The sequence below is a fragment of the Salmonella sp. 32010601201800023SM genome, from assembly GCF_017572235.1.
GTDB lineage: Bacteria > Pseudomonadota > Gammaproteobacteria > Enterobacterales > Enterobacteriaceae > Salmonella > Salmonella enterica.
Map to the genome: position 1 here is coordinate 139210 of NZ_JAGEQS010000002.1, position 23036 is coordinate 162245.

The 23036-nt window shown below is 50.2% G+C and carries 18 protein-coding genes and 1 other RNA gene; 13 read left to right on the forward strand and 6 right to left on the reverse strand.

Going from position 1 to position 23036, the window contains the following annotated elements:
* Window positions 1-182: 182 nt before the first annotated feature.
* The 4 genes from J4617_RS08080 to J4617_RS08095 are packed head-to-tail and all read right to left on the reverse strand — an operon-like array spanning window position 183 to window position 4209.
* The gene (locus tag J4617_RS08080) at window positions 183-989 is read right to left on the reverse strand and encodes an HPr family phosphocarrier protein (protein WP_017465423.1); all 807 of its coding nucleotides are present in this window, start codon (window positions 987-989) and stop codon (window positions 183-185) included.
* A complete protein-coding gene (locus J4617_RS08085; protein WP_017465424.1) occupies window positions 976-2403 on the reverse strand; it encodes a PTS fructose transporter subunit IIBC in 1428 nt (475 codons plus the stop codon). The genes J4617_RS08080 and J4617_RS08085 overlap by 14 nt, the downstream gene beginning before the upstream one ends.
* Before the next feature lie 26 nt (window positions 2404-2429).
* The gene (gene pfkB, locus J4617_RS08090; RefSeq protein WP_001520582.1) at window positions 2430-3344 is read right to left on the reverse strand and encodes a 1-phosphofructokinase; all 915 of its coding nucleotides are present in this window, start codon (window positions 3342-3344) and stop codon (window positions 2430-2432) included.
* 10 nt (window positions 3345-3354) lie between these two features.
* Window positions 3355-4209, reverse strand: a complete 855-nt coding sequence (locus tag J4617_RS08095; protein WP_000469985.1) for a tagatose bisphosphate family class II aldolase — start codon at window positions 4207-4209, stop codon at window positions 3355-3357.
* Between the two features lie 333 nt (window positions 4210-4542).
* Between J4617_RS08095 and J4617_RS08100 the strand changes: the two genes are divergently transcribed.
* Window positions 4543-5376 (forward strand): DeoR/GlpR family DNA-binding transcription regulator, encoded by an 834-nt coding sequence (locus tag J4617_RS08100; RefSeq protein WP_001118363.1) that lies wholly within the window; start codon window positions 4543-4545, stop codon window positions 5374-5376.
* A gap of 10 nt (window positions 5377-5386) precedes the next feature.
* The gene (locus tag J4617_RS08105) at window positions 5387-6334 is read left to right on the forward strand and encodes a sugar kinase (protein WP_001027807.1); all 948 of its coding nucleotides are present in this window, start codon (window positions 5387-5389) and stop codon (window positions 6332-6334) included.
* Between the two features lie 239 nt (window positions 6335-6573).
* Here J4617_RS08105 and garD read toward each other — a convergent pair whose 3' ends face one another.
* A complete protein-coding gene (gene garD, locus J4617_RS08110; RefSeq protein ID WP_001273723.1) occupies window positions 6574-8145 on the reverse strand; it encodes a galactarate dehydratase in 1572 nt (523 codons plus the stop codon).
* A 529-nt stretch (window positions 8146-8674) separates the two neighbouring features.
* Here garD and garL point away from each other — a divergent pair.
* From garL to rnpB, 4 genes are all read left to right on the forward strand, one after another.
* Entirely contained in the window at window positions 8675-9445 is a 771-nt protein-coding gene (garL, locus tag J4617_RS08115) for a 2-dehydro-3-deoxyglucarate aldolase (RefSeq protein ID WP_001057715.1), read from the forward strand.
* 25 nt (window positions 9446-9470) lie between these two features.
* Window positions 9471-10361 (forward strand): 2-hydroxy-3-oxopropionate reductase, encoded by an 891-nt coding sequence (gene garR / locus J4617_RS08120; protein ID WP_000178106.1) that lies wholly within the window; start codon window positions 9471-9473, stop codon window positions 10359-10361.
* Between the two features lie 97 nt (window positions 10362-10458).
* Window positions 10459-11604, forward strand: a complete 1146-nt coding sequence (gene garK, locus J4617_RS08125; protein WP_000706458.1) for a glycerate 2-kinase — start codon at window positions 10459-10461, stop codon at window positions 11602-11604.
* 32 nt (window positions 11605-11636) lie between these two features.
* Window positions 11637-12011: RNase P RNA component class A (rnpB, locus tag J4617_RS08130), an RNA gene on the forward strand.
* Here the strand turns inward: rnpB and J4617_RS08135 are convergent.
* Window positions 12006-12359 (reverse strand): hypothetical protein, encoded by a 354-nt coding sequence (locus J4617_RS08135; protein ID WP_137975355.1) that lies wholly within the window; start codon window positions 12357-12359, stop codon window positions 12006-12008. The two genes, rnpB and J4617_RS08135, sit on opposite strands and share 6 nt — an antisense overlap.
* A gap of 598 nt (window positions 12360-12957) precedes the next feature.
* Between J4617_RS08135 and tdcA the strand changes: the two genes are divergently transcribed.
* The 7 genes from tdcA (at window position 12958) to J4617_RS08170 (ending at window position 23020) form a co-directional block, all read left to right on the forward strand.
* Window positions 12958-13896, forward strand: coding sequence for a transcriptional regulator TdcA (gene tdcA, locus J4617_RS08140; RefSeq protein ID WP_208290682.1), 939 nt, complete (start codon window positions 12958-12960; stop codon window positions 13894-13896).
* Window positions 13897-13993: 97 nt separating this feature from the next.
* A complete protein-coding gene (gene tdcB, locus J4617_RS08145) occupies window positions 13994-14983 on the forward strand; it encodes a bifunctional threonine ammonia-lyase/L-serine ammonia-lyase TdcB (RefSeq protein ID WP_000548368.1) in 990 nt (329 codons plus the stop codon).
* A gap of 20 nt (window positions 14984-15003) precedes the next feature.
* Window positions 15004-16335, forward strand: a complete 1332-nt coding sequence (tdcC, locus tag J4617_RS08150; protein ID WP_000108129.1) for a threonine/serine transporter TdcC — start codon at window positions 15004-15006, stop codon at window positions 16333-16335.
* Window positions 16336-16401: 66 nt separating this feature from the next.
* Window positions 16402-17610: a propionate kinase gene (gene tdcD / locus J4617_RS08155; RefSeq protein WP_001001855.1), complete on the forward strand. Its 1209-nt coding sequence runs from the start codon at window positions 16402-16404 to the stop codon at window positions 17608-17610.
* Window positions 17611-17643: 33 nt separating this feature from the next.
* On the forward strand, window positions 17644-19938 hold the full coding sequence (gene pflB / locus J4617_RS08160; RefSeq protein ID WP_017465425.1) for a formate C-acetyltransferase: 2295 nt from the start codon (window positions 17644-17646) through the stop codon (window positions 19936-19938).
* A 69-nt stretch (window positions 19939-20007) separates the two neighbouring features.
* Window positions 20008-21372 carry an L-serine ammonia-lyase gene (tdcG, locus tag J4617_RS08165; protein ID WP_000622075.1) on the forward strand — a complete coding sequence of 455 codons (1365 nt, stop codon included), beginning with the start codon at window positions 20008-20010 and terminating at the stop codon, window positions 21370-21372.
* Window positions 21373-21688: 316 nt separating this feature from the next.
* A complete protein-coding gene (locus J4617_RS08170; RefSeq protein ID WP_000443187.1) occupies window positions 21689-23020 on the forward strand; it encodes an amino acid permease in 1332 nt (443 codons plus the stop codon).
* Window positions 23021-23036 lie beyond the last annotated feature (16 nt).

Sequence of the window (23036 nt, forward strand, 5' to 3'; positions counted from 1 at the left end):
CTTTCGTTTTTCTTCTTCGAAAGAATTTATAGGCTTTCGTAATGTTGTTTTGTGATTTTGATCTGATAAATGAAAGTTGCGAAAGGAAATGTAAGGTAACGAAATGGTGTGTAATGTCTGTAACTTCACTTTGTCATGAAAAACCGTACCCGCCGGAGCGGGCACGGAGGAACAAATGAAGGCTAATTAAACAATCGAGATAGCCAACTGCGCTTTGGCTGCATGACTTCTGGTGGTGGGGTAACGGGAACGGTGATCATCTCGCCTGCACCAGAGGTGATAAGTTCCCCGATTTCACGTAGTGCCTGCTGTGCATCTTCGCCCTGCGCCCGGAACAACAAGCGATGCCCCTTTTTCGCGCCGAGCGACACCACTCGCATCAGGTTTTTCCCGTCCACCGGGCCGGAGGCGCTATCCAGATTTTCTACCGTAATGTGGCTTTGAAACTGTTTGATAAACTTCACCAGTACCGCACTGGGTCTGGCATGTAAACCATGCGGATTATGGATGACAAACGTTGCCTGCTCACCCTCCTGCAACTCCACGGCTGCTGGCGTATTGGTCGTCGATCCAGTCAGTAGCGCTAAAACCTGACTGGGGGATTCGGCTTTAGCCAGTGCTTGCAGAATAGCGTCATCGCTGAGCACGCGAGTCAGTTGGCGCAAAATCTCAAGATGTTCATTGGAGCGCGCGGCAATTCCGGTGACCAGATACGCGGTATTGCCGTCACCCCAGTCAACGCCGTGGCGAAAAACGATTACCTTTACACCGGTTTGTAATACCGCATCGCGAGACTCTGGCGTACCGTGTGGGATCGCGATTCCATTTCCCAGATAAGTGGAGATCTGTGCTTCGCGATCCAACATGCCGCGTAAATAGTCAGTCGTGGTATTGCCAGCCGCAGATAACTTTTCCACCACACGGTGCAGAGCGGTGACTTTATCGAGGCGCTCATCGCTGATAAAAATATCGTGTTCACAGAGCTGCATTCTGACCTCCAGCCTTTGCTACAGGAGTTGTGTTGACTGAATTTTTGCGCACAGCCCACAATCTCCATAGGCCAAGCATCACCGCACCACATGCAGAGCCCGCAAGGATACATAACACCCAGGCCAGCGGCTGACTCACCAAAGGTAAAATTAAGAAGCCGCCGTGAGGAGCCGGAACCTGAATACGCAAGCTGTAGCTAAGTACTGCGGAAATGCTGGAAGCAATCATCATCATCGGGATGACACGCAAAGGATCTTTCGCTGCGAAAGGAATCGCGCCTTCAGTGATGTGTGTACAACCGAGGATATAGTTAACCATGCCTGCGGCACGTTCTTCCTCGCTAAAACCTTTTGGAAAGAAGGTGGTCGCCAGAGCAATTACCAGTGGTGGAGTAATACATGCGGCAGACACACCAGCCATAAAGTAGAAGTTGCCCTGGCCCAGTAAAAGCGTGCCGGTGACATAAGCGGCTTTGTTTACCGGGCCGCCAAAGTCAAAAGAGCACATTGCACCCACCACAATACCCAGCAATATTGGATTCGCTTCCTGTAGCGATGCCAGCCAGTTCATCATGCTATTATTGATAGCTGCGACAGGTTGCCCAAGCAGCGACATCAACACGCCAATAACCAGTACGCCAATGAGCGGCATAATAAAAATCGATTTCAGGCCTTCATACTGACGCGGTAAGCCTTCGAGTCGATTCTTTACCCATAACATCAGGTAACCGGCGGCGAATCCGGCAATTATCCCACCGAGAAATCCTGCTCCGGTAGCATTTGCCAGTAAGCCGCCGACAAACCCAGCCACCATCCCTGGTCTGCCAGAAATAGAGAATGCAATATAAGCGGTAAAGACCGGAACCATAATCGAAAAGGCTTGCTGACCGATTTTCATTAGCATAGCGGCGGTTGCATTGTATTCAGCTGAATTAGGATCAGCGGAATAAATCCCCCATAAAAACGACATCGCAATTAATATGCCTCCGGCAACTACAAAAGGTAGCATATTTGAAACACCACTCATCAGGTGCTTATAAATTTGTCGCCCCAGTGATTCTTTTTCGATAATTTCCGTGCTGGTGGTTGATTCGCCTTTACGTATTGGGGCTTCACCATTAATAACTTTGTTAATCAGCTCCGCAGGATGATGGATTGCTTCTTTTACCGGTACTTCAATAACCGGTAAACCATTAAAGCGATCAGGTAAGACATCTTTATCCGCCGCAATAATGACTCCGGCAATATCTACCAGATCAGCAGGTTGAATGGCATTTTCAACGCCACTGGCACCATTGGTTTCAACTTTTATTTCAACAGATAATTTTTTCGCGGCATTTTTTAAGGCTTCTTCAGCCATAAATGTATGCGCAATACCGGTAGGGCAGCCGGTCACTGCAATGATCTTTTTCATAAGCAGACCTTATATTGTAATTTAACCTACAGCTTTCTGACGTGGATTTGCGAAAGTAAGGTTTCTATTGCCGCAAGTTGGCCTAGTCCGGCAGAACTTGCGACATCAGCTCCTGTTGCACTGGCAAGAGATAAGGCATATTCCACTTCTCCTGTAGATAACCACTGGCTGAGAAAGGCGGCCAGTGCAGCATCGCCTGCACAGGCGGAGCTCACCAAATCAACCGTTGGCGCGCTACAAAACCAGTAATCAATCCCATTGGAGAAATACATTCCTTTAGCGCCAAGGGTTAGCAGAACATTTTGTGCACCAAGTGCATGTAAAGTGGTTAGAGTATTTTTCGCATCATTGTCGTCAGAGACAGTTAAACCGAATATTGCTTTAACCTCTTCATCATTTGGTTTAATTAATAACGGTTTGAACTCCAGTAACTGACGTAATGACGGATGACTAATATCTAAAATTACGCCGATATTTTTTTGCTGACAAATATGCATAATTTCTGCGTAAAAGCGGCTTTCAATACCTTGTGGCAGGCTGCCGCTTATCACCAGATAGTCTGCATCGGGCAGTTGCGAAATAATCGTGATAATTTGTTGTTTACATTCATCTGGAATATATGAGCCAGGGTTGACCAGTTTATATTCCTGCTTACCGTCATGAATGAAAATATTAATCCGCGTGGGTTCTTCTACCCATGCTGGTGTGACTGGCATTTTTCGGGTACGCAGGCTTTCTACAATATAATGCCCGGTGAAACCACCAAAAATGCCTAATATATGCGCAGGTATTTGAAAGTGATCCAGAACCAGCGCAACATTTACCCCTTTACCATTTGGGCAAAACTCGGTGTGGTGAGTGCGATTGACAATATTTGGCTGTAAAGGATCGCTAAATATATTCATATCAATCGCGCTATTAAGTGTTAGCGTGTAGATCACAGGCGATTCCTCACAGTTGCCCTTCACAGCCGCAAACATGAATTACTTTGCGTACCACCTCTTTCATCGCCTGTTTTGCTGGTTGCATATAGTGGCGGGGATCATTGGCTTTCGGGTTTTGTAGGAAATACTCTTTTAAGGCGTCGGAGAAGGCGATTTTCAGTTCGGTGGCGACATTGACTTTGCATACCCCAAGGCTGATGGCCTGGCGAATATCGCTTTCTGGCAAACCAGATGCCCCATGCAATACCAGAGGGATATCCACCAGAGCGCGTATTTCTGCCAGTCGCTCAAAATCAAGTTTAGGTTCAGCGGCATACATGCCGTGTGCCGTGCCGATAGCAACCGCCAGCGAATCAATGCCGGTGCGCGCCACAAACTCACGTGCTTGCTGTGGGTTGGTGTAAAGGGCATCTTTGCTGTCTACCACTAAATCATCTTCGATCCCACCCAGGCGGCCCAGTTCTGCCTCCACGCTGGTGTCGTAGCGATGGCAAAAATCGACCACGCTTTTCACCAGCGCCACATTCTCTTCAAAGGGAAAGTGGGAACCATCGATCATGACTGAACGAATCCCTGCCATAACTTTGCTTTCAATATCGGCTAACGATTCATGATGATCCAGATGAATGGCCAGTGGCAGATTGTATTCACGAGCCAGATCGCCCGCGATCGCCACAATGTTACCCATTCCGGCATAGCTAAACGTGCCTGGTGTTCCGGCAACGATCAGCGGTGAGCGCATTTCTGCGGCGGTTTCTACCACCACCTGCAAGGTTTCCAGGTTATGGATGTTAAAGGCTGGCACGGCATAGCCTGCATGCTGGGCCTTCTGGAGCATATTTTTACTGGAAATAATGAACATAGTGGTCTCCGTTTATAACTTTCGAAATTAAAGTTTAAAATAAAAATAACCTTCGTTTTGAAAGTAATGTAACGATCATTGCCACACATGATTGTGATCATCAACACAAAAGCAGGATAATCTTTCTTAAATGAAAGAAAAAGTGTGGATTTAAATTTTGTTTTGTAAGTAAATGGGAGATGTGAAAATTCTATAATTACTTGATTTTATTGTGATGTTTTCCATTGAGCATTCGGTGACGTGGTGCAAAATTGACATCCCCTGTCAGAAGTTTAAAAATGAAAGTTAAAGCACGGGATAACTTCCCGACGAAGCGGAAAAAAAGGGTATGTTGTGGCAAAACCATCTACCAGCCTGTTGAAAAGGCGTCTGGACATTGCCGAAATCGTCCGTAAAAACGGCGAAATAAAAGTAGACGATTTGGCTGAAATGTTATCGGTTTCAGGGGTAACGATCCGTAATGATCTCAATTACCTGGAGCAACAAGGCTATCTGAAACGCTCCTTTGGCGGAGCGATTTACACGGCCCAACCCGTCAGAGCAGCGGTAAGCCATGAAGTGGTGCAGTCGCAGGCGTTAGAGCATAGCGTAGAGCTTGAACTGGCTAAGCAAGTTGCCCGTCTGGTCTGCGACGACGATACCGTGTTTCTGGGGGCCGGAGAGGTGTTGCGTAAAGCGCTTCCTTTCCTGGGCGATTATCGGGATCTGTGCCTTATCATCAACGATCTTAGCCATGTTGCACCGGCCCGTGATTATATCGATGGTGAAATTGTGTTGTTGGGCGGTGTACTGGGGCATAGTGGTCAGGCGTTGGGGGGCGAAATCGCCATCCAATCTTTGCAACAATTTCAACCGTCATGTTGTCTGGTGATGGTGGACCATATCAGCGAGGATGGCACGCTCAACGTGAAAAACGAAAGTGCAGCTGCTTTGCTAAGTGAATGCCTGCGCCTTAGTGGACAGAGTATTGCCGTGGTGGCGCAGCGTCCGATTCATGATGTGGCGCGTTATCCGGTAGGAAAACTGAATACGCTGAGCGCGATTATTACGCCACAGATTGTCGCCGCTGAGTACCACTCACGGTTTCTGGCCGACGGCTTAACCAACAGCTATACCAATAACGAATGTCTGACCTGGATAAACCCGACCCTGCATCAGGCAAGATGAAGGACAACGCATGAACATAACAATCGCAACATTGGGTGAATTGCTCGTCGAGTTTCTGGCAAAAAAAGAGAACCAGGGATTTTCCTCACCGGGGGAATTTTGGGGGCCGTATCCCAGTGGGGCGCCTGCCATATTTGCCGATCAGGTTGCTAAACTTGGTTTTCGTTCATTGTTGTTTAGCTGTGTTGGCAACGATGCCTTTGGCGTTATGAATATTACCCGCTTGTCGCGCGATGGCGTAAATGTACAGGGAATTTCCGTACTGCCGAACGCCACAACAGGCAGTGCTTTTGTCAGCTACCGAAGCCAGGCCCAGCGAGATTTTATTTTCAACATGCCGGACAGTGCGTGCGGTTTGCTGAGTGCCGACCACCTTGATGAAACATTACTTAGGCAATATCGCCACTTTCATATTATGGGATCATCATTATTTTCCTTTCGTTTGATCGATGCCGTACGCAAGGCGATCAGCATTGTAAAAGAAAATGGTGGCACAATTTCTTTCGATCCTAATATCCGTAAAGAGATGCTAAAGATCCGCGAAATGTCGCAGGCCTTTGAATATATTCTTGACTACACGGATTTCTTCCTGCCAAGCGATGGCGAACTGGATTATTTCGGCCTGAGCAAATCCCGCGATGAAGAGAAAATTGTCGCAAGGCTTCACAAGCGTGGAATTGCCCATGTCATCATTAAACGTGGCGCTCGTGGAGCCAGTTACTATTCAAAAGACGAACAACATCATGTGGCTGGGTATCCGGTGAAGGTGGTTGATCCTACAGGCGCTGGCGATTGCTTTGGCGCAACCTTTGTCAGCCTGTTTCTTGCGGGATATTCCGTACCCGATGCTTTAGCCCATGCTAATGCCGCAGGATCGCTGGCTATCTCTGCGCGTGGGCCGATGGAAGGCACGTCCACGCTGGCACAAATTAAAGAATTGATGAGGCAGCAGAATTAAGTAAAGGTGATTAATAGGCTGTCGTTATATTCGACATACCTCAAATTGCATGTGCTGCGACTCAAATTAGTGAGAAACGTAAGGTTGCGCCTGGCATAGAATTTCAATTTATTGAATTTGAATGGTTTTATGGTGGGTTAGATGTTTTTGCCATATCCGGTATGAACATGGCGCAGTTTATCAAACATATGAAAACATGGCCCTTAAGCCATGTTTTGCGAGGCGCTTTCCAGAATAGATCAGGTCACAGGTGCCGGGTTAAACACTGCCAGCTGGTTATGCAATCCCCATTGATCTGAGAAAGTCTTTTTCCGGCCGCTGGCGACATCGAGAATAAAGTGAAATAGCTTCCAGCCCACATCTTCGATTGTCTCTTCACCCGTGGCGATGGTGCCTGCATTGATATCCATTAAGTCATACCAGCGGTTCGCCAGCTCGGTACGCGTCGCCATTTTAATGACCGGCACCGCCATCAGCCCGTACGGCGTGCCGCGTCCGGTGGTAAAGACCTGTACGGTAATGCCGGAAGCGACCTGCTGCGTGCCGCAGACGAAATCGCTGGCGGGCGTCGCGGCGTAAATCAGGCCGCGTTTGGTGGGGCGCTGGCCCGGCGACAATACTTCGACAATGGCGCTCTTACCCGATTTAGCGATAGAGCCCAGCGCTTTTTCCACGACGTTCGCCAGGCCGCCTTTTTTGTTGCCGGGGGACGGGTTAGCGCTGCGATCGGTTTTCCCCATATCAAGGTAGTTATCGTACCAGGCCATTTCATCCAGTAGGCGTTTACCCACGGCTTCGTTGATGGCGCGCGGCGTCAGAAGATGAATGGCATCGCGCACTTCGGTGACCTCCGAGAACATGACGGTCGCGCCGCAGCGTACCAGCAGATCGGAAGCATAACCCACCGCCGGGTTTGCCGTGACGCCAGAAAACGCATCGCTGCCGCCGCATTGCATCCCGACGACCAGCTCGGAGGCCGGGCAGGTTTCGCGCTGGCGCTGGTTCAGTTTCGTCAGATGGCGTTCGGCGACCCGCAAAATATCGTCGACCATTGATTTAAAGCCGACATGCTGCTCGTCCTGTAAACGCACAATACTGGCGCTTTCAACGGCGATGGCGGGAACATCCTCGGTGCCTTCCAGCAGCCGTTCCGGCTGCAGTTTTTCGCAACCGAGGCCAATCACCATCACTTCGCCGCCAAAATTGGGGTTGAGCGCGATATTATGAATCGTGCGAATCGGCACGACCGCCGCTGGCGCGTTGATTGCCACGCCGCAGCCGTACAGATGGTTTAGCCCTACAACGCCATCGACATTCGGGTATTTGGGCAGGAGATCGCGCTCAATTACTTTCACCACATAATCGACCACGCCCGCCACACAGTGCACGCTGGTGGTAATGCCAAGCAGATTTTTGGTGCCGACGCTGCCATCGGCGTTACGATAGCCCTCAAACGTGTAGCCTTCCAGCGGCGGCAGCGGTTCCGGTACTTTGGTCGCCAGCGGTAGCGTATTCAGCGGCGGCGCTTTTGGCAGTTCAACCAGCGACTCGTCGATCCAGCTTCCGCGCGGGATGTCGCGTACCGCATAACCGATGACTTCGCCATAACGGATGATTTCGCCGTGAGCGGGGATATCCGTCAGAGCGACTTTATGGCCTTGCGGAATATGTTCAGTCAGTTCCAGGCCATCCGGAAAACGTGTTCCGGCTTTAAGGCCGTGGTCATTAACAATAATTGCGACATTATCGGTTTCATGTACTTTTATATAAAACGCCGATGGCGATTCCTGGCGAATTTCGATATTGGCCATTGTTCAACATTCTCCAGCCTAGATGATAGAAATAGGATTATCTATTTTGGTTATGGTTAAATCGTTAAATCTCAATATAAGAAATAAAGTTCATGCATAATGAAATAAGAATGACAGGAGTATAAATATAAGAATGTGATCCAGATCACCGCAAATTATGAAATTTTTTATGTAGGCCGGGTAAAGCGTAAATGTGTGCATTAGCGCCCAGTATCATGGGCGTATGCTCAAAAATAAGCGTTAAACAATCCCTTTTTAATGAGCGTTTGCACAATGATTATCCGCCATAGGCTGTTTATACTGAATGGCGAATTCAGTGTATCTGACGAGTTATTTGAAAATATCATGATAATAATAAAAGACGATAAAGATATCAGAACGGTATATTGTGCTACAGGATGTGTACCACATTAGAAATAGAATGCGGAGACCCATTCTGATTTCAGATAAGCATTTTATTGTCGTTGCTATAAGTTATGGTGGCGGCATCACATGTAGAGAATTAAAGAAATAAGCGAAGGTATAAGCGATGAATAACGCTATTTTCCCGAATAAGTTTAAAGCGGCGCTGGCGGCGCAACAGGTGCAGATTGGCTGCTGGTCTGCACTGGCAAGCCCAATCACCACCGAAGTTCTCGGTCTGGCGGGATTTGACTGGCTGGTACTGGATGGCGAACATGCGCCGAACGATGTGACCACCTTAATTCCGCAGTTAATGGCATTGAAAGGCAGCGCCAGCGCGCCTGTAGTACGTGTGCCAACCAATGAACCGGTCATTATCAAACGGATGCTGGATATTGGGTTTTATAATTTCCTGATCCCCTTTGTTGAAACGCAAGAGGAAGCGGCTCGCGCCGTCGCCTCGACGCGTTACCCGCCGGAAGGCATTCGCGGCGTCTCCGTTTCTCACCGCGCGAATATGTTCGGTACGGTGCCTGATTACTTTGCGCAGTCGAACAAAAACATCACCATTATTGTTCAAATCGAAAGCCAGTTGGGTGTCGACAATGTTGATGCCATCGCCGCAACGGAAGGCGTTGATGGCATTTTTGTCGGCCCAAGCGATTTGGCCGCCGCGCTGGGTCATCTCGGCAATGCTTCTCACCCTGACGTGCAGCAGACGATTCAACATATTTTCGCCCGCGCTAAAGCGCACGGTAAACCGTGCGGCATTCTGGCGCCGGTAGAGGCGGATGCCCGCCGTTATCTGGAATGGGGCGCGACCTTTGTCGCCGTTGGCAGCGATTTAGGCGCATTCCGCGCCAGCACGCAGAAGCTTGCCGACACCTTTAAAAAATAATCCTGGTATGGAAAGAGAGAACGCTATGACGATGAAAGTTGGCTTTATTGGCTTAGGCATCATGGGTAAGCCCATGAGCAAAAACTTACTGAAAGCAGGGTATTCGCTGGTGGTGTCCGATCGTAATCCTGAAGCGATTGCTGACGTCATTGCCGCAGGCGCGGAAACGGCCTCTACGGCGAAGGCGATCGCTGAACAGTGTGACGTCATCATCACGATGCTGCCTAACTCTCCGCATGTGAAAGAGGTTGCGCTGGGCGAGAACGGTATCATCGAAGGCGCGAAGCCAGGAACCGTATTGATTGATATGAGTTCTATCGCGCCGCTGGCAAGCCGTGAAATCAGCGATGCGCTGAAGGCGAAGGGCGTTGAGATGTTGGATGCGCCGGTCAGCGGCGGCGAGCCGAAGGCGATTGATGGCACGCTGTCGGTGATGGTGGGGGGCGATAAAGCCATTTTCGACAAGTACTACGACCTGATGAAAGCGATGGCGGGTTCCGTGGTGCATACCGGCGATATCGGCGCAGGCAACGTCACAAAACTGGCTAACCAGGTGATCGTGGCGTTGAATATCGCCGCCATGTCTGAAGCGCTGACGCTGGCGACTAAAGCGGGCGTCAACCCGGATCTGGTCTATCAGGCGATTCGCGGCGGTCTGGCTGGCAGCACGGTACTGGATGCGAAAGCGCCGATGGTCATGGACCGAAACTTTAAGCCAGGTTTCCGTATCGATCTGCACATTAAAGATCTGGCGAATGCGCTGGATACCTCCCACGGCGTTGGCGCGCAGCTCCCGCTGACCGCCGCCGTTATGGAAATGATGCAGGCGTTACGCGCGGATGGACACGGTAATGACGACCATAGCGCGCTGGCGTGCTACTACGAAAAACTGGCGAAAGTGGAAGTCACTCGCTAACGACGTTGTGCCCGGATGGCGTGTAGCGATCCGGGCCTGAATTTCAGGCTGGATAAGTGAAACGCCATCCGGCGTTGTGCAGTAACAGGCTACCACTATGAAAATCGTAATTGCCCCCGACTCCTACAAAGAAAGCCTTTCTGCCGCCGAGGTAGCGCAGGCGATAGAAAAAGGATTTCGGGAAATTTTCCCCGATGCGCAATATGTCTCTGTTCCGGTTGCCGATGGCGGCGAAGGAACGGTCGAAGCCATGATTGCCGCGACGCAGGGCGTTGAACGCGCCGCATGGGTGACCGGGCCGTTGGGTGAAAAAGTGAAAGCCTGCTGGGGAATGTCCGGGGATGGTAAAACCGCGTTTATTGAAATGGCGGCGGCCAGCGGACTGGCGCTGGTTCCGCCAGAAAAACGCAACCCTTTGATTACAACCTCGCGGGGAACGGGGGAGCTGATATTGCAGGCGCTGGAAAGCGGCGCAAGCAATATCATTATCGGCATTGGCGGCAGCGCGACAAATGACGGCGGCGCAGGGATGATGCAGGCGTTAGGCGCAAAACTGCGCGATGCAAACGGCGCGGATATCGGTTACGGTGGCGGAAGCCTTCATTGTCTAAGCGACATTGATATTTCAGAGCTCGATCCCCGTTTAAAACTCTGCGCGATTCGTGTCGCTTGCGATGTCTCTAATCCTCTGATCGGCGACAACGGCGCATCACGAATTTTTGGGCCGCAGAAAGGCGCGACCGAAGAGAACATTGTTGAGCTGGACAGAAATCTTGCTCACTATGCCGACATCATAAAAAAATCGCTGAATGTCGACGTAAAGGCGGCGCCCGGCGCAGGCGCGGCAGGCGGTATGGGGGCGGCGTTAATGGCTTTTCTCGGTGCGGAATTACGCAGCGGGATCGAAATTGTCACGGCGGCACTGAATCTGGAGGAGCATATCCACGACTGTACGCTGGTGGTGACGGGAGAAGGGCGGATTGATAGCCAAAGTATTCGCGGTAAAGTGCCGATTGGCGTCGCGAATGTGGCGAAAAAATATCATAAGCCAGTGATTGGCATTGCCGGCAGCCTGACGCACGATGTAGGGATAGTGCATCATTATGGCATCGACGCTGTCTTTAGCGTACTCACGCGCATCGTGACGCTGGAGGAGGCTTTTCGGGGCGCTTTTGACAATATTTATCGGGCATCCAGAAATGTTGCTGCCGCTCTGGCGATAGGAATGCGCAGCGCAGGGTGACAAAGTCGCGCGAACCCTCTATACTGCGCGCCGAAGCTGACCAGACAGTCGCCGCTTCGTCGTCGTCCTTTCGGGGAGACGGGCGGAGGGGAGGAAAGTCCGGGCTCCATAGGGCAGGGTGCCAGGTAACGCCTGGGGGGGAAACCCACGACCAGTGCAACAGAGAGCAAACCGCCGATGGCCCACGCAAGTGGGATCAGGTAAGGGTGAAAGGGTGCGGTAAGAGCGCACCGCGCGGCTGGTAACAGTCCGTGGCACGGTAAACTCCACCCGGAGCAAGGCCAAATAGGGGTTCATAAGGTACGGCCCGTACTGAACCCGGGTAGGCTGCTTGAGCCAGTGAGCGATTGCTGGCCTAGATGAATGACTGTCCACGACAGAACCCGGCTTATCGGTCAGTTTCACTTCTTCATGCAAAAAACCGTCAGTGTAAGCTGGCGGGTTTTTGCTTTTACCGGGCGACAGGATGAATGACAGTCCACGACGCTATACCCAAAAGAAAGCGGCTTATCGGTCAGTTTCACTTCTTCATAAAACCCGCTTCGGCGGGTTTTTGCTTTTACAGGGCGGCAGGATGAATGACTGTCCACGACGCTATACCCAAAAGAAAGCGGCTTATCGGTCAGTTTCACCTCTTCATAAAACCCGTCAGTGTAAGCTGGCGGGTTTTTGCTTATCAGGCCGGTGAGGGGTATAGAGGTTCCAGAAGACGCCAGCGTCACCATTCGGCAATTAATTGACAGCCGTGGTGACATAATATTATTCGTTTTTGTGATGAGAAACACAAAACGCTATGGATTGCGCTCTTTTTAGTTGAAGTGAAAAGCAATCGATTTCTTTCACAAAATTACATCCTGAAAAACAGCAAGAAAGCGGTGTAAATTATTTGTTGTAAATGAAAATTAAATGTATGAAATATTTTGGTTAAAATTTTATTAAATGTTTCTTTACAAACAAATAAGGTAAAAAAATGTGACGCGTAACGGTTTTTAAGCGCATTTACCTTCGGTTTATACTTAAATTTGAGAAATTACGCTTTAAATTTAACGCTGGAATTGCCGATAAAATGTCCCGTAATTGATTGAAATATCGTCTTCATGGGATGTCGAAAATAGGAGATAAAATAGGCTGGTTATCGCCATAATATATCGTTATCCCGACCCTGTTTTTTGATTGAAATCAGGCTAAGTTGCTGTTTTGTTTTTGTAACTCATTGAAGTAATGGGTTTTCTTTATTTAATAAAGACCATGTAAAAACTGCGGTAAGTTAATTTGTGAGTGGTCGCACATAACCTTTAAGATTTAATTTGCTACACTTCCTGCCGTTCACAATGTTATTTCAGAGCGGTAGATATGAATACTCTTGTTCTCCCTAAAACACAGCATTTGGTGGTCTTTCAGGAAGTCATTAGAAGTGGTTCTATCGGTTCTGCCGCAAAATCGTTAGGGTTAACCCAACCCGCCGTCAGTAAAATCATTAGCGATGTTGAGGCCTATTTTGGCGTTGAGCTAATTGTACGTAAAAATACCGGCGTTACGTTGACCGAAGCGGGACAGGTACTGCTTTCCTGGTCTGAATCTATCACCCGCGAAATGAAAAACATGATCAACGAGATGAACAGTATGACGTGCAATACCGTTGTCGACGTCTCGTTTGGCTTTCCTTCGCTGATTGGCTTTACCTTCATGTCCGATATGATTCATAAGTTCAAAGAGGGCTTTCCAAAAGCACAGGTATCCATGTACGAAGCCCAGCTCTCTTCATTCCTGCCGGCCCTGCGCGACGGGCGGCTGGACTTTGCTATCGGTACGCTCAGTAATGAAATGCAACTACAGGATCTGCATGTCGAGCCGCTGTTTGAATCAGAGTTTGTCCTGGTAGCCAGCAAGTCCCGAACATGCACCGGCACCATCACACTGGAATCGTTAAAAGACGAACAGTGGGTGTTGCCGCAAACGAATATGGGCTACTACAGCGAATTACTCACCACTCTACAACGAAATGGCATCAACATCGAAAACATTGTTAAAACAGATTCCGTTGTCACAATATATAATCTTGTTCTCAATGCTGATTTCTTAACTGTTATTCCCTGCGATATGACCACGCCTTTTGGCTCTAATCAATTTATCACGATACCAATCAAAGACACGTTACCCGTCGCACGTTATGCGGCGGTATGGTCTAAAAATTATCGTATCAAAAAAGCCGCTTCAGTATTAGTAGAATTGGCTAAACAATATTCATCATATAATGGATGCAGACGCAGGCAGTTAATAGAAATTGAATGATATGGAATAAACATATTTAGCGAAATTGACGTCACCTGTTTCTTTTGAACAGTGGGCAACGGTAACTTATTTTTAATACCCAGGTTAAGAGGTTATAATGCACATTACATACGATCTCCCGGTTGCAATTGAAGATATCCTCGAAGCGAAAAAAAGACTGGCGGGGAAGATATATAAAACGGGAATGCCTCGCTCTAACTATTTTAGTGAACGTTGCAAAGGCGAAATATTTCTCAAGTTTGAAAATATGCAGCGTACGGGTTCATTTAAAATTCGTGGCGCTTTTAACAAACTTAGCTCGTTAACGGAGGCGGAAAAACGTAAAGGCGTCGTGGCCTGTTCCGCAGGTAATCATGCACAGGGCGTTTCTCTTTCTTGCGCAATGCTGGGTATTGACGGCAAAGTCGTGATGCCGAAGGGCGCGCCAAAGTCAAAAGTGGCGGCCACCTGTGATTATTCGGCGGAAGTGGTGCTCCACGGTGACAACTTCAATGACACCATTGCTAAGGTGAGTGAAATTGTCGAAACCGAAGGCCGCATTTTTATTCCGCCTTACGACGATCCAAAAGTCATTGCCGGGCAGGGCACTATTGGTCTGGAAATTATGGAAGATCTGTACGATGTCGATAATGTCATCGTGCCTATTGGCGGCGGTGGTTTAATTGCAGGTATTGCCATTGCGATTAAATCGATTAACCCGACCATTAAAGTTATCGGCGTACAGGCCGAAAATGTTCACGGTATGGCGGCGTCTTATTACGCTGGCGAAATAACCACGCACCGAACGACCGGCACCCTGGCGGATGGTTGTGATGTCTCCCGCCCGGGTAATTTAACCTATGAAATTGTTCGTGAATTAGTCGATGACATTGTTCTGGTTAGCGAAGATGAAATTCGTAACAGCATGATCGCTTTAATTCAGCGCAATAAGGTTATTACTGAAGGCGCTGGCGCTCTGGCCTGCGCCGCACTATTAAGCGGGAAATTAGATAGCCATATTCAGAACAGAAAAACGGTCAGTATTATTTCTGGCGGCAATATCGATCTTTCTCGTGTATCACAAATTACGGGTTTAGTTGACGCTTAATCTTTTCGTGAGGATAGGATATGAGTACTACTGATAGCATTGTATCCAGCCAGGCAAAACAGTCGTCATGGCGTAAATCGGACACGACGTGGACGCTGGGTTTATTTGGTACCGCCATTGGCGCCGGGGTGCTGTTTTTCCCTATCCGCGCCGGGTTTGGCGGGCTTATCCCCATTCTGCTGATGCTGGTTTTAGCTTACCCCATTGCGTTCTATTGTCACCGGGCGCTGGCGCGTCTGTGTTTATCCGGATCTAATCCGTCCGGCAATATTACGGAAACGGTCGAAGAGCACTTTGGTAAAACGGGCGGGGTAGTTATCACGTTCCTTTACTTCTTTGCGATTTGTCCGCTGCTGTGGATTTATGGCGTCACCATCACTAACACGTTCATGACGTTTTGGGAAAACCAGTTGCAGATGCCAGCGTTGAATCGCGGTTTCGTGGCGCTGTTCTTGCTGCTGCTGATGGCCTTTGTGATCTGGTTTGGTAAAGATCTGATGGTTAAGGTGATGAGTTACCTGGTATGGCCGTTTATCGCCAGCCTGGTGCTAATCTCATTATCGCTGATTCCTTACTGGAACTCGGCGGTTATCGATCAGGTTGATCTCAGTAATATCGCGCTGACCGGGCACGATGGCATACTGGTTACGGTGTGGCTGGGCATCTCTATCATGGTGTTCTCCTTTAACTTTTCGCCCATCGTCTCTTCCTTCGTGGTGTCTAAGCGGGAAGAGTATGAGAAAGAGTTTGGCCGCGAATTTACCGAGCGTAAATGTTCACAGATCATCTCGCGCGCCAGTATGCTGATGGTCGCCGTGGTGATGTTCTTCGCCTTTAGCTGCCTGTTTACGCTCTCTCCACAGAACATGGCGGATGCGAAAGCGCAGAACATTCCGGTACTTTCCTACCTGGCCAACCATTTCGCCTCTTTGTCGGGGACAAAATCTACTTTTGCAACGGTGCTGGAGTATGGCGCGTCTATCATCGCGCTGGTTGCTATTTTCAAATCTTTCTTCGGTCACTACCTGGGGACGCTGGAAGGGCTGAACGGCCTGGTGCTGAAATTCGGTTATAAAGGCGATAAAACCAAAGTCTCTATGGGCAAGCTTAACACCATCAGCATGATCTTCATTATGGGGTCTACCTGGGTCGTAGCTTACGCAAACCCGAACATTCTGGACCTGATTGAAGCGATGGGCGCGCCGATTATCGCCTCGCTGTTATGCCTGCTGCCGATGTACGCCATTCGTAAAGCGCCGTCGCTGGCGAAGTACCGTGGTCGTCTGGATAACGTGTTCGTCACCCTGATTGGTCTGCTGACCATCCTGAATATTGTCTACAAATTGTTCTAATCCTCACGTTTAGCCTGCGTTCCGCCCCAGGGCGTGGACGCAGGCTGACATCGACGGAGGCACTACATGAATGAATTTCCGGTCGTTCTGGTCATTAATTGCGGATCATCTTCTATCAAATTCTCTGTACTGGATGTCGCTACCTGTGATGTTTTAATGGCGGGAATAGCAGATGGGATGAATACTGAAAACGCCTTTTTATCTATTAATGGCGATAAGCCGATAAACCTCGCGCACTCTAATTATGAGGACGCGTTAAAAGCCATTGCCTTTGAGCTGGAAAAACGTGATTTAACGGATAGCGTGGCATTAATTGGTCACCGTATCGCGCACGGTGGAGAGCTATTTACGCAGTCCGTCATTATTACCGATGAGATTATCGATAATATTCGTCGGGTATCACCTTTAGCGCCGCTGCATAATTACGCTAATTTAAGCGGCATTGACGCGGCGCGGCACCTTTTCCCGGCCGTGCGTCAGGTGGCGGTATTTGATACCAGTTTCCACCAGACGCTGGCGCCGGAAGCCTATTTGTACGGATTGCCGTGGGAATATTTTTCCAGCCTGGGTGTGCGTCGCTACGGCTTTCACGGTACGTCGCATCGCTATGTTTCGCGGCGCGCGTATGAACTGCTTGACCTCGATGAAAAAAACTCGGGTCTGATTGTCGCGCATCTGGGCAATGGGGCGTCTATCTGCGCGGTACGCAATGGTCAGAGCGTGGATACCTCAATGGGGATGACGCCGCTTGAGGGGCTGATGATGGGCACTCGCAGTGGCGACGTTGATTTCGGCGCGATGGCGTGGATAGCCAAAGAAACCGGGCAGACGTTGAGCGATCTGGAGCGAGTGGTGAATAAAGAGTCCGGTTTGCTCGGCATCTCCGGGTTGTCATCCGACCTTAGAGTCCTGGAAAAAGCCTGGCACGAAGGACATGAGCGCGCCCGGTTAGCGATAAAAACGTTTGTCCACCGTATCGCCCGTCACATTGCCGGACACGCGGCATCGTTACATCGGCTGGATGGCATTATTTTTACCGGCGGTATTGGTGAAAATTCAGTATTAATTCGCCAGTTGGTCATTGAACATCTGGGCGTGCTGGGGCTTACGTTAGACGTTGAAATGAATAAGCAGCCGAATTCTCACGGCGAGCGCATTATTTCCGCTAACCCTTCTCAGGTTATTTGCGCTGTTATTCCCACGAATGAAGAGAAAATGATTGCCCTTGATGCCATTCATTTAGGCAACGTGAAAGCACCAGTGGAATTTGCATAACTTAACGGCTGTTCTGTAGAGAGATTATTTTTCATGAAGGTAAATATCGATACCAGCGATATGCTGTATGCCGAAGCATGGCGTGATTTTAAAGGTACGGACTGGAAAGAAGAAATTAATGTCCGTGATTTTATTCAGCATAACTATACGCCCTATGAGGGGGATGAATCTTTTCTCGCCGACGCGACGCCAGCGACCACGGCGTTGTGGGAAAAGGTGATGGCGGGAATACGTATCGAGAACGCGACCCATGCGCCGGTGGATTTCGATACCAACATCGCGACGACGATTACCGCGCACGATGCGGGGTATATTGAAAAAGATCTGGAAAAAATCGTCGGTTTACAAACGGATAAGCCGCTTAAACGCGCTTTGCATCCGTTTGGCGGCGTTACCATGATCAAAAGTTCATTCCACGCTTATGGCCGCGAAATGGACGCCGATTTTGAATATACCTTTACCGACCTGCGGAAAACCCATAATCAGGGCGTATTCGATGTTTACTCGCCGGATATGCTGCGCTGCCGTAAATCCGGCGTATTAACCGGTTTGCCGGATGGTTATGGTCGCGGGCGCATTATTGGCGATTATCGCCGCGTCGCGCTGTATGGTATCCGTTATCTGGTGCGCGAACGCGAGCTGCAATTCGCCGACCTGCAGTCGAATCTGGAGCAGGGACAGAATCTTGAGGCGACGATTCGCCTGCGTGAGGAGTTGGCGGAGCATCGTCGCGCGCTGCTGCAAATGCAGGAGATGGCGGCGAAATACGGCTACGATATCTCCCGCCCGGCGCGGAACGCGCAGGAAGCGGTACAGTGGCTCTACTTCGCTTATCTGGCGGCGGTAAAATCGCAAAATGGCGGTGCAATGTCGCTGGGAAGAACCGCCTCGTTCCTTGATATCTACATTGAGCGCGATTTCAACGCGGGCCTTCTGACAGAGCAGCAGGCGCAGGAACTGATCGACCATTTCATCATGAAGATCCGCATGGTGCGTTTCCTGCGCACGCCGGAATTTGATTCGCTCTTTTCCGGCGATCCGATCTGGGCCACCGAAGTTATTGGCGGGATGGGGCTTGATGGCCGCACGCTGGTGACGAAGAACTCCTTCCGTTATCTGCATACCCTGCACACGATGGGGCCAGCGCCGGAGCCGAACCTGACCATACTGTGGTCAGAAGCGTTGCCGGTGGCATTCAAGAAATATGCTGCGCAGGTCTCCATCGTGACCTCATCTTTGCAGTATGAAAACGACGATTTAATGCGTACCGACTTTAACAGCGACGATTACGCCATCGCTTGTTGCGTCAGCCCGATGGTCATCGGTAAGCAGATGCAGTTCTTCGGCGCGCGCGCCAACCTTGCCAAAACGTTGCTGTACGCTATCAATGGCGGCGTTGATGAGAAACTGAAAATCCAGGTTGGGCCGAAAACCGCGCCGTTAATGGATGAGGTGCTGGATTACGACGCGGTAATGGAGAGCCTCGACCACTTTATGGACTGGCTGGCGGTGCAGTACATTAGCGCGCTGAACATCATTCACTACATGCACGATAAGTACAGCTATGAAGCTTCGCTGATGGCGCTGCACGACCGTGATGTGTATCGGACGATGGCGTGCGGCATCGCCGGACTGTCGGTGGCGGCGGATTCCCTGTCCGCCATCAGGTACGCTCAGGTGAAGCCGATCCGCGACGAAAACGGCCTTGCCATCGACTTTGCTATTGAAGGCGAGTATCCGCAGTACGGCAACAACGATGAGCGCGTGGACAGCATCGCCTGCGACCTGGTGAAACGCTTTATGCAAAAAATTAGCGTGTTGCCAACGTATCGCAATGCGGTGCCGACGCAGTCCATTTTGACCATCACCTCGAACGTCGTGTACGGGCAGAAGACCGGCAATACGCCGGATGGACGTCGCGCCGGAACGCCGTTCGCGCCGGGGGCGAACCCGATGCATGGTCGTGACCGCAAAGGGGCGGTGGCCTCGCTGACGTCGGTGGCGAAACTGCCGTTTACCTACGCCAAAGACGGTATTTCGTACACCTTCTCGATTGTGCCTGCGGCGCTCGGGAAAGAAGATGCGGTGCGGAAAACCAATCTGGTCGGCTTGCTGGACGGCTATTTCCATCATGAAGCACAGGTGGAAGGTGGGCAGCATCTGAACGTCAATGTCATGAACCGTGAAATGTTGCTGGATGCGATTGAACATCCGGAAAACTACCCGAACCTGACGATCCGCGTTTCCGGCTATGCCGTGCGCTTCAATGCGCTGACGCGTGAACAGCAACAGGACGTTATTTCGCGCACCTTTACTCAGGCGATGTAACGTGAACGGGGCGATCGTGTGGATCGCCCCGCAACGGATCTTCGCTGAACGGTAATCTTAGGGGGAGATATGATTAGCGCATTTGATATTTTTAAGATTGGCATTGGACCTTCAAGCTCCCATACCGTTGGGCCAATGAATGCAGGAAAATGTTTTATCGATCGGCTGATCGACAGCGGCGACCTGCCGCGAACGACGCGCATCACGGTTGATCTTTACGGATCGCTATCGCTGACGGGCAAAGGCCACGCGACCGATACCGCCATCATTATGGGCCTGGCGGGCAATACGCCGCAGGATGTCAATATTGATAGCATTCCGGCGTTTATCCAGGAGGTTGCCCGCAGCAGCCGTTTATCGGTGGCGGGTGGCGCGCATGTGGTGGATTTTCCCGTCGCCGACAGTATTCTCTTTCACGCTGAAACCCTGGCGCGCCATGAAAACGGTATGCGTATTACCGCCTGGAACGGACAAGCGCCGCTTTTACACAAAACGTATTACTCTATTGGCGGCGGCTTTATTGTCGAAGAGGAGCGTTTTGGTCAGTCGCACGACGTAGAAAAATCGGTGCCGTATGATTTTCATTCCGCCAGCGAACTGTTGACGCTGTGTGAAAGACAGGGGCTCTCGGTTTCCGGCCTGATGATGCAAAATGAACTGGCGTTGCGGAGCAAAGAGCAGATTGACGCTGGCTTTGCCCGCATCTGGCAGGTGATGGCGACCGGAATTGAACGTGGCATGAATACTGAGGGCGTGCTGCCGGGGCCGCTGAACGTTCCACGCCGCGCGGTAGCGTTACGGCGTCTGCTGGTCTCCAGCGATAATCTCTCCCGCGATCCGATGAACGTCATCGACTGGATTAACATGTTCGCCCTGGCCGTGAGTGAAGAGAACGCGGCGGGTGGGCGAGTGGTCACCGCGCCGACCAACGGCGCGTGCGGCATTATTCCCGCGGTGCTGGCCTATTACGACAAATTCCGTCGTCCGGTCAATGCCAACTCTATCGCCCGTTATCTGTTGTCGGCGGGGGCAATTGGCATGCTGTACAAGATGAACGCCTCGATATCCGGCGCGGAAGTGGGGTGTCAGGGCGAGGTTGGCGTCGCGTGTTCGATGGCGGCGGCAGGGCTGACAGAACTGCTGGGCGGTAGCCCGGCGCAGGTCTGTATTGCGGCGGAAATTGCGATGGAGCATAACCTTGGCCTCACCTGTGACCCGGTGGCGGGTCAGGTACAAATCCCTTGTATTGAACGTAATGCGATTAACGCCGTTAAAGCGGTAAATGCGGCGCGAATGGCGCTACGCCGTACCTCTGAACCGCGGGTTTCGCTCGATAAAGTAATCGAAACCATGTACGAAACGGGTAAAGACATGAACGACAAATATCGCGAGACGTCGCGCGGCGGTCTGGCGATTAAAGTCGTTTGTGGATAGGCCCGACAGGCGCAGAGTGAGCAGGCTATGGGATAACGTAGAAGACAGAAGTTGAGAAAAGGGCGCACCAACGTGCGCCCTTTTTTGTTGTGATATGCGTCAAATAGAGAAAATAACAACATTAAACCAATAGTAAATAGAAAAGAATTCTTAACCCACAAGAAATGAAGGTGTTTTATTGGTAAGTTTTTCTCTTATCGTGCGCGTATGATTTTCTTATTACAAGAAAGTACCTGCACCTCACGTTCTGCATATCGCCTTGCTGCGGCACGAAAAATAAAAAAAAACCTCTACCTACACATTGAGCGAGAATTCTATGGAATCGGCTAGTAATACCAGCGTAATCCTCGACGCATCAGCCCCGGCGCGTCGGGCAGGGATGACAGAAAGCGAATGGCGTGAAGCCATCAAATTTGATAGTACCGACACCGGTTGGGTCATTATGAGTATCGGGATGGCGATCGGCGCAGGGATCGTTTTTCTTCCTGTCCAGGTCGGCCTGATGGGACTTTGGGTCTTTTTACTCTCTTCTATTATTGGCTATCCGGCCATGTACCTGTTCCAGCGGCTGTTTATTAATACGCTAGCGGAATCCCCGGAATGTAAAGACTACCCCAGCGTGATCAGCGGCTATCTGGGCAAAAACTGGGGTATTTTATTAGGCGCGCTGTACTTTGTGATGCTCGTCATCTGGATGTTCGTCTATTCTACGGCGATTACTAACGACAGCGCCTCTTATCTGCATACTTTCGGCGTAACGGAAGGATTACTTTCCGATAGTCCATTTTATGGTCTGGTGCTGATCTGCATCCTGGTGGCGATTTCCTCACGCGGTGAAAAATTACTGTTCAAAATTTCCACCGGCATGGTGCTGACCAAGCTACTGGTAGTGGCGGCGCTGGGTGTCTCTATGGTGGGTATGTGGCATCTGTATAACATTGGCGCGCTGCCACCGATGGCCCTGCTGATTAAAAACGCCATTATTACCCTGCCATTTACGCTGACCTCGATTTTATTTATCCAGACGTTAAGCCCAATGGTGATCTCTTACCGTTCACGCGAAAAATCTATTGAGGTCGCACGCCATAAAGCGCTGCGCGCCATGAATATCGCGTTTGGCATCCTGTTCGTTACCGTCTTTTTCTATGCGGTTTCCTTCACCCTGGCGATGGGGCATGACGAAGCGGTGAAAGCCTACGAGCAGAATATTTCCGCCCTGGCGATCGCCGCGCAATTTATTAGCGGCGATGGCGCTGGCTGGGTCAAAGTGGTTAGCGTAATTCTGAACATCTTTGCCGTCATGACCGCCTTCTTTGGCGTTTATTTAGGATTCCGCGAAGCGACGCAAGGCATTGTGATGAATATCCTGCGCCGCAAAATGCCCGCCGAGAAGATTAAGGAAAATCTGGTACAGCGCGGCATTATGATTTTCGCTATTTTGCTGGCCTGGAGCGCCATTGTGCTCAACGCGCCGGTACTGAGCTTCACCTCTATTTGTAGCCCTATCTTCGGTATGGTGGGCTGTTTAATTCCGGCATGGTTGGTCTACAAGGTTCCCGCATTGCACAAATATAAAGGCGCTTCGTTGTACCTGATTATTATTACCGGTCTGCTGCTATGCGTTTCTCCGTTCCTGGCATTCTCTTGATATACCTGAGATTAAG

Excerpts from the sequence above, each read along its gene's own strand:
- J4617_RS08080 (WP_017465423.1), bottom strand. The coding sequence starts at position 989 with ATGCAGCTCTGTGAACACGATATTTTTATCAGCGATGAGCGCCTCGAT.
- J4617_RS08085 (WP_017465424.1), bottom strand. The coding sequence starts at position 2,403 with ATGAAAAAGATCATTGCAGTGACCGGCTGCCCTACCGGTATTGCGCAT.
- J4617_RS08095 (WP_000469985.1), bottom strand. The coding sequence starts at position 4,209 with ATGTTCATTATTTCCAGTAAAAATATGCTCCAGAAGGCCCAGCATGCA.
- J4617_RS08105 (WP_001027807.1), top strand. The coding sequence starts at position 5,387 with ATGAACATAACAATCGCAACATTGGGTGAATTGCTCGTCGAGTTTCTG.
- garD (WP_001273723.1), bottom strand. The coding sequence starts at position 8,145 with ATGGCCAATATCGAAATTCGCCAGGAATCGCCATCGGCGTTTTATATA.
- garL (WP_001057715.1), top strand. The coding sequence starts at position 8,675 with ATGAATAACGCTATTTTCCCGAATAAGTTTAAAGCGGCGCTGGCGGCG.
- garR (WP_000178106.1), top strand. The coding sequence starts at position 9,471 with ATGACGATGAAAGTTGGCTTTATTGGCTTAGGCATCATGGGTAAGCCC.
- garK (WP_000706458.1), top strand. The coding sequence starts at position 10,459 with ATGAAAATCGTAATTGCCCCCGACTCCTACAAAGAAAGCCTTTCTGCC.
- J4617_RS08135 (WP_137975355.1), bottom strand. The coding sequence starts at position 12,359 with ATGTCACCACGGCTGTCAATTAATTGCCGAATGGTGACGCTGGCGTCT.
- tdcA (WP_208290682.1), top strand. The coding sequence starts at position 12,958 with ATGAATACTCTTGTTCTCCCTAAAACACAGCATTTGGTGGTCTTTCAG.
- tdcB (WP_000548368.1), top strand. The coding sequence starts at position 13,994 with ATGCACATTACATACGATCTCCCGGTTGCAATTGAAGATATCCTCGAA.
- tdcC (WP_000108129.1), top strand. The coding sequence starts at position 15,004 with ATGAGTACTACTGATAGCATTGTATCCAGCCAGGCAAAACAGTCGTCA.
- tdcD (WP_001001855.1), top strand. The coding sequence starts at position 16,402 with ATGAATGAATTTCCGGTCGTTCTGGTCATTAATTGCGGATCATCTTCT.
- pflB (WP_017465425.1), top strand. The coding sequence starts at position 17,644 with ATGAAGGTAAATATCGATACCAGCGATATGCTGTATGCCGAAGCATGG.
- tdcG (WP_000622075.1), top strand. The coding sequence starts at position 20,008 with ATGATTAGCGCATTTGATATTTTTAAGATTGGCATTGGACCTTCAAGC.
- J4617_RS08170 (WP_000443187.1), top strand. The coding sequence starts at position 21,689 with ATGGAATCGGCTAGTAATACCAGCGTAATCCTCGACGCATCAGCCCCG.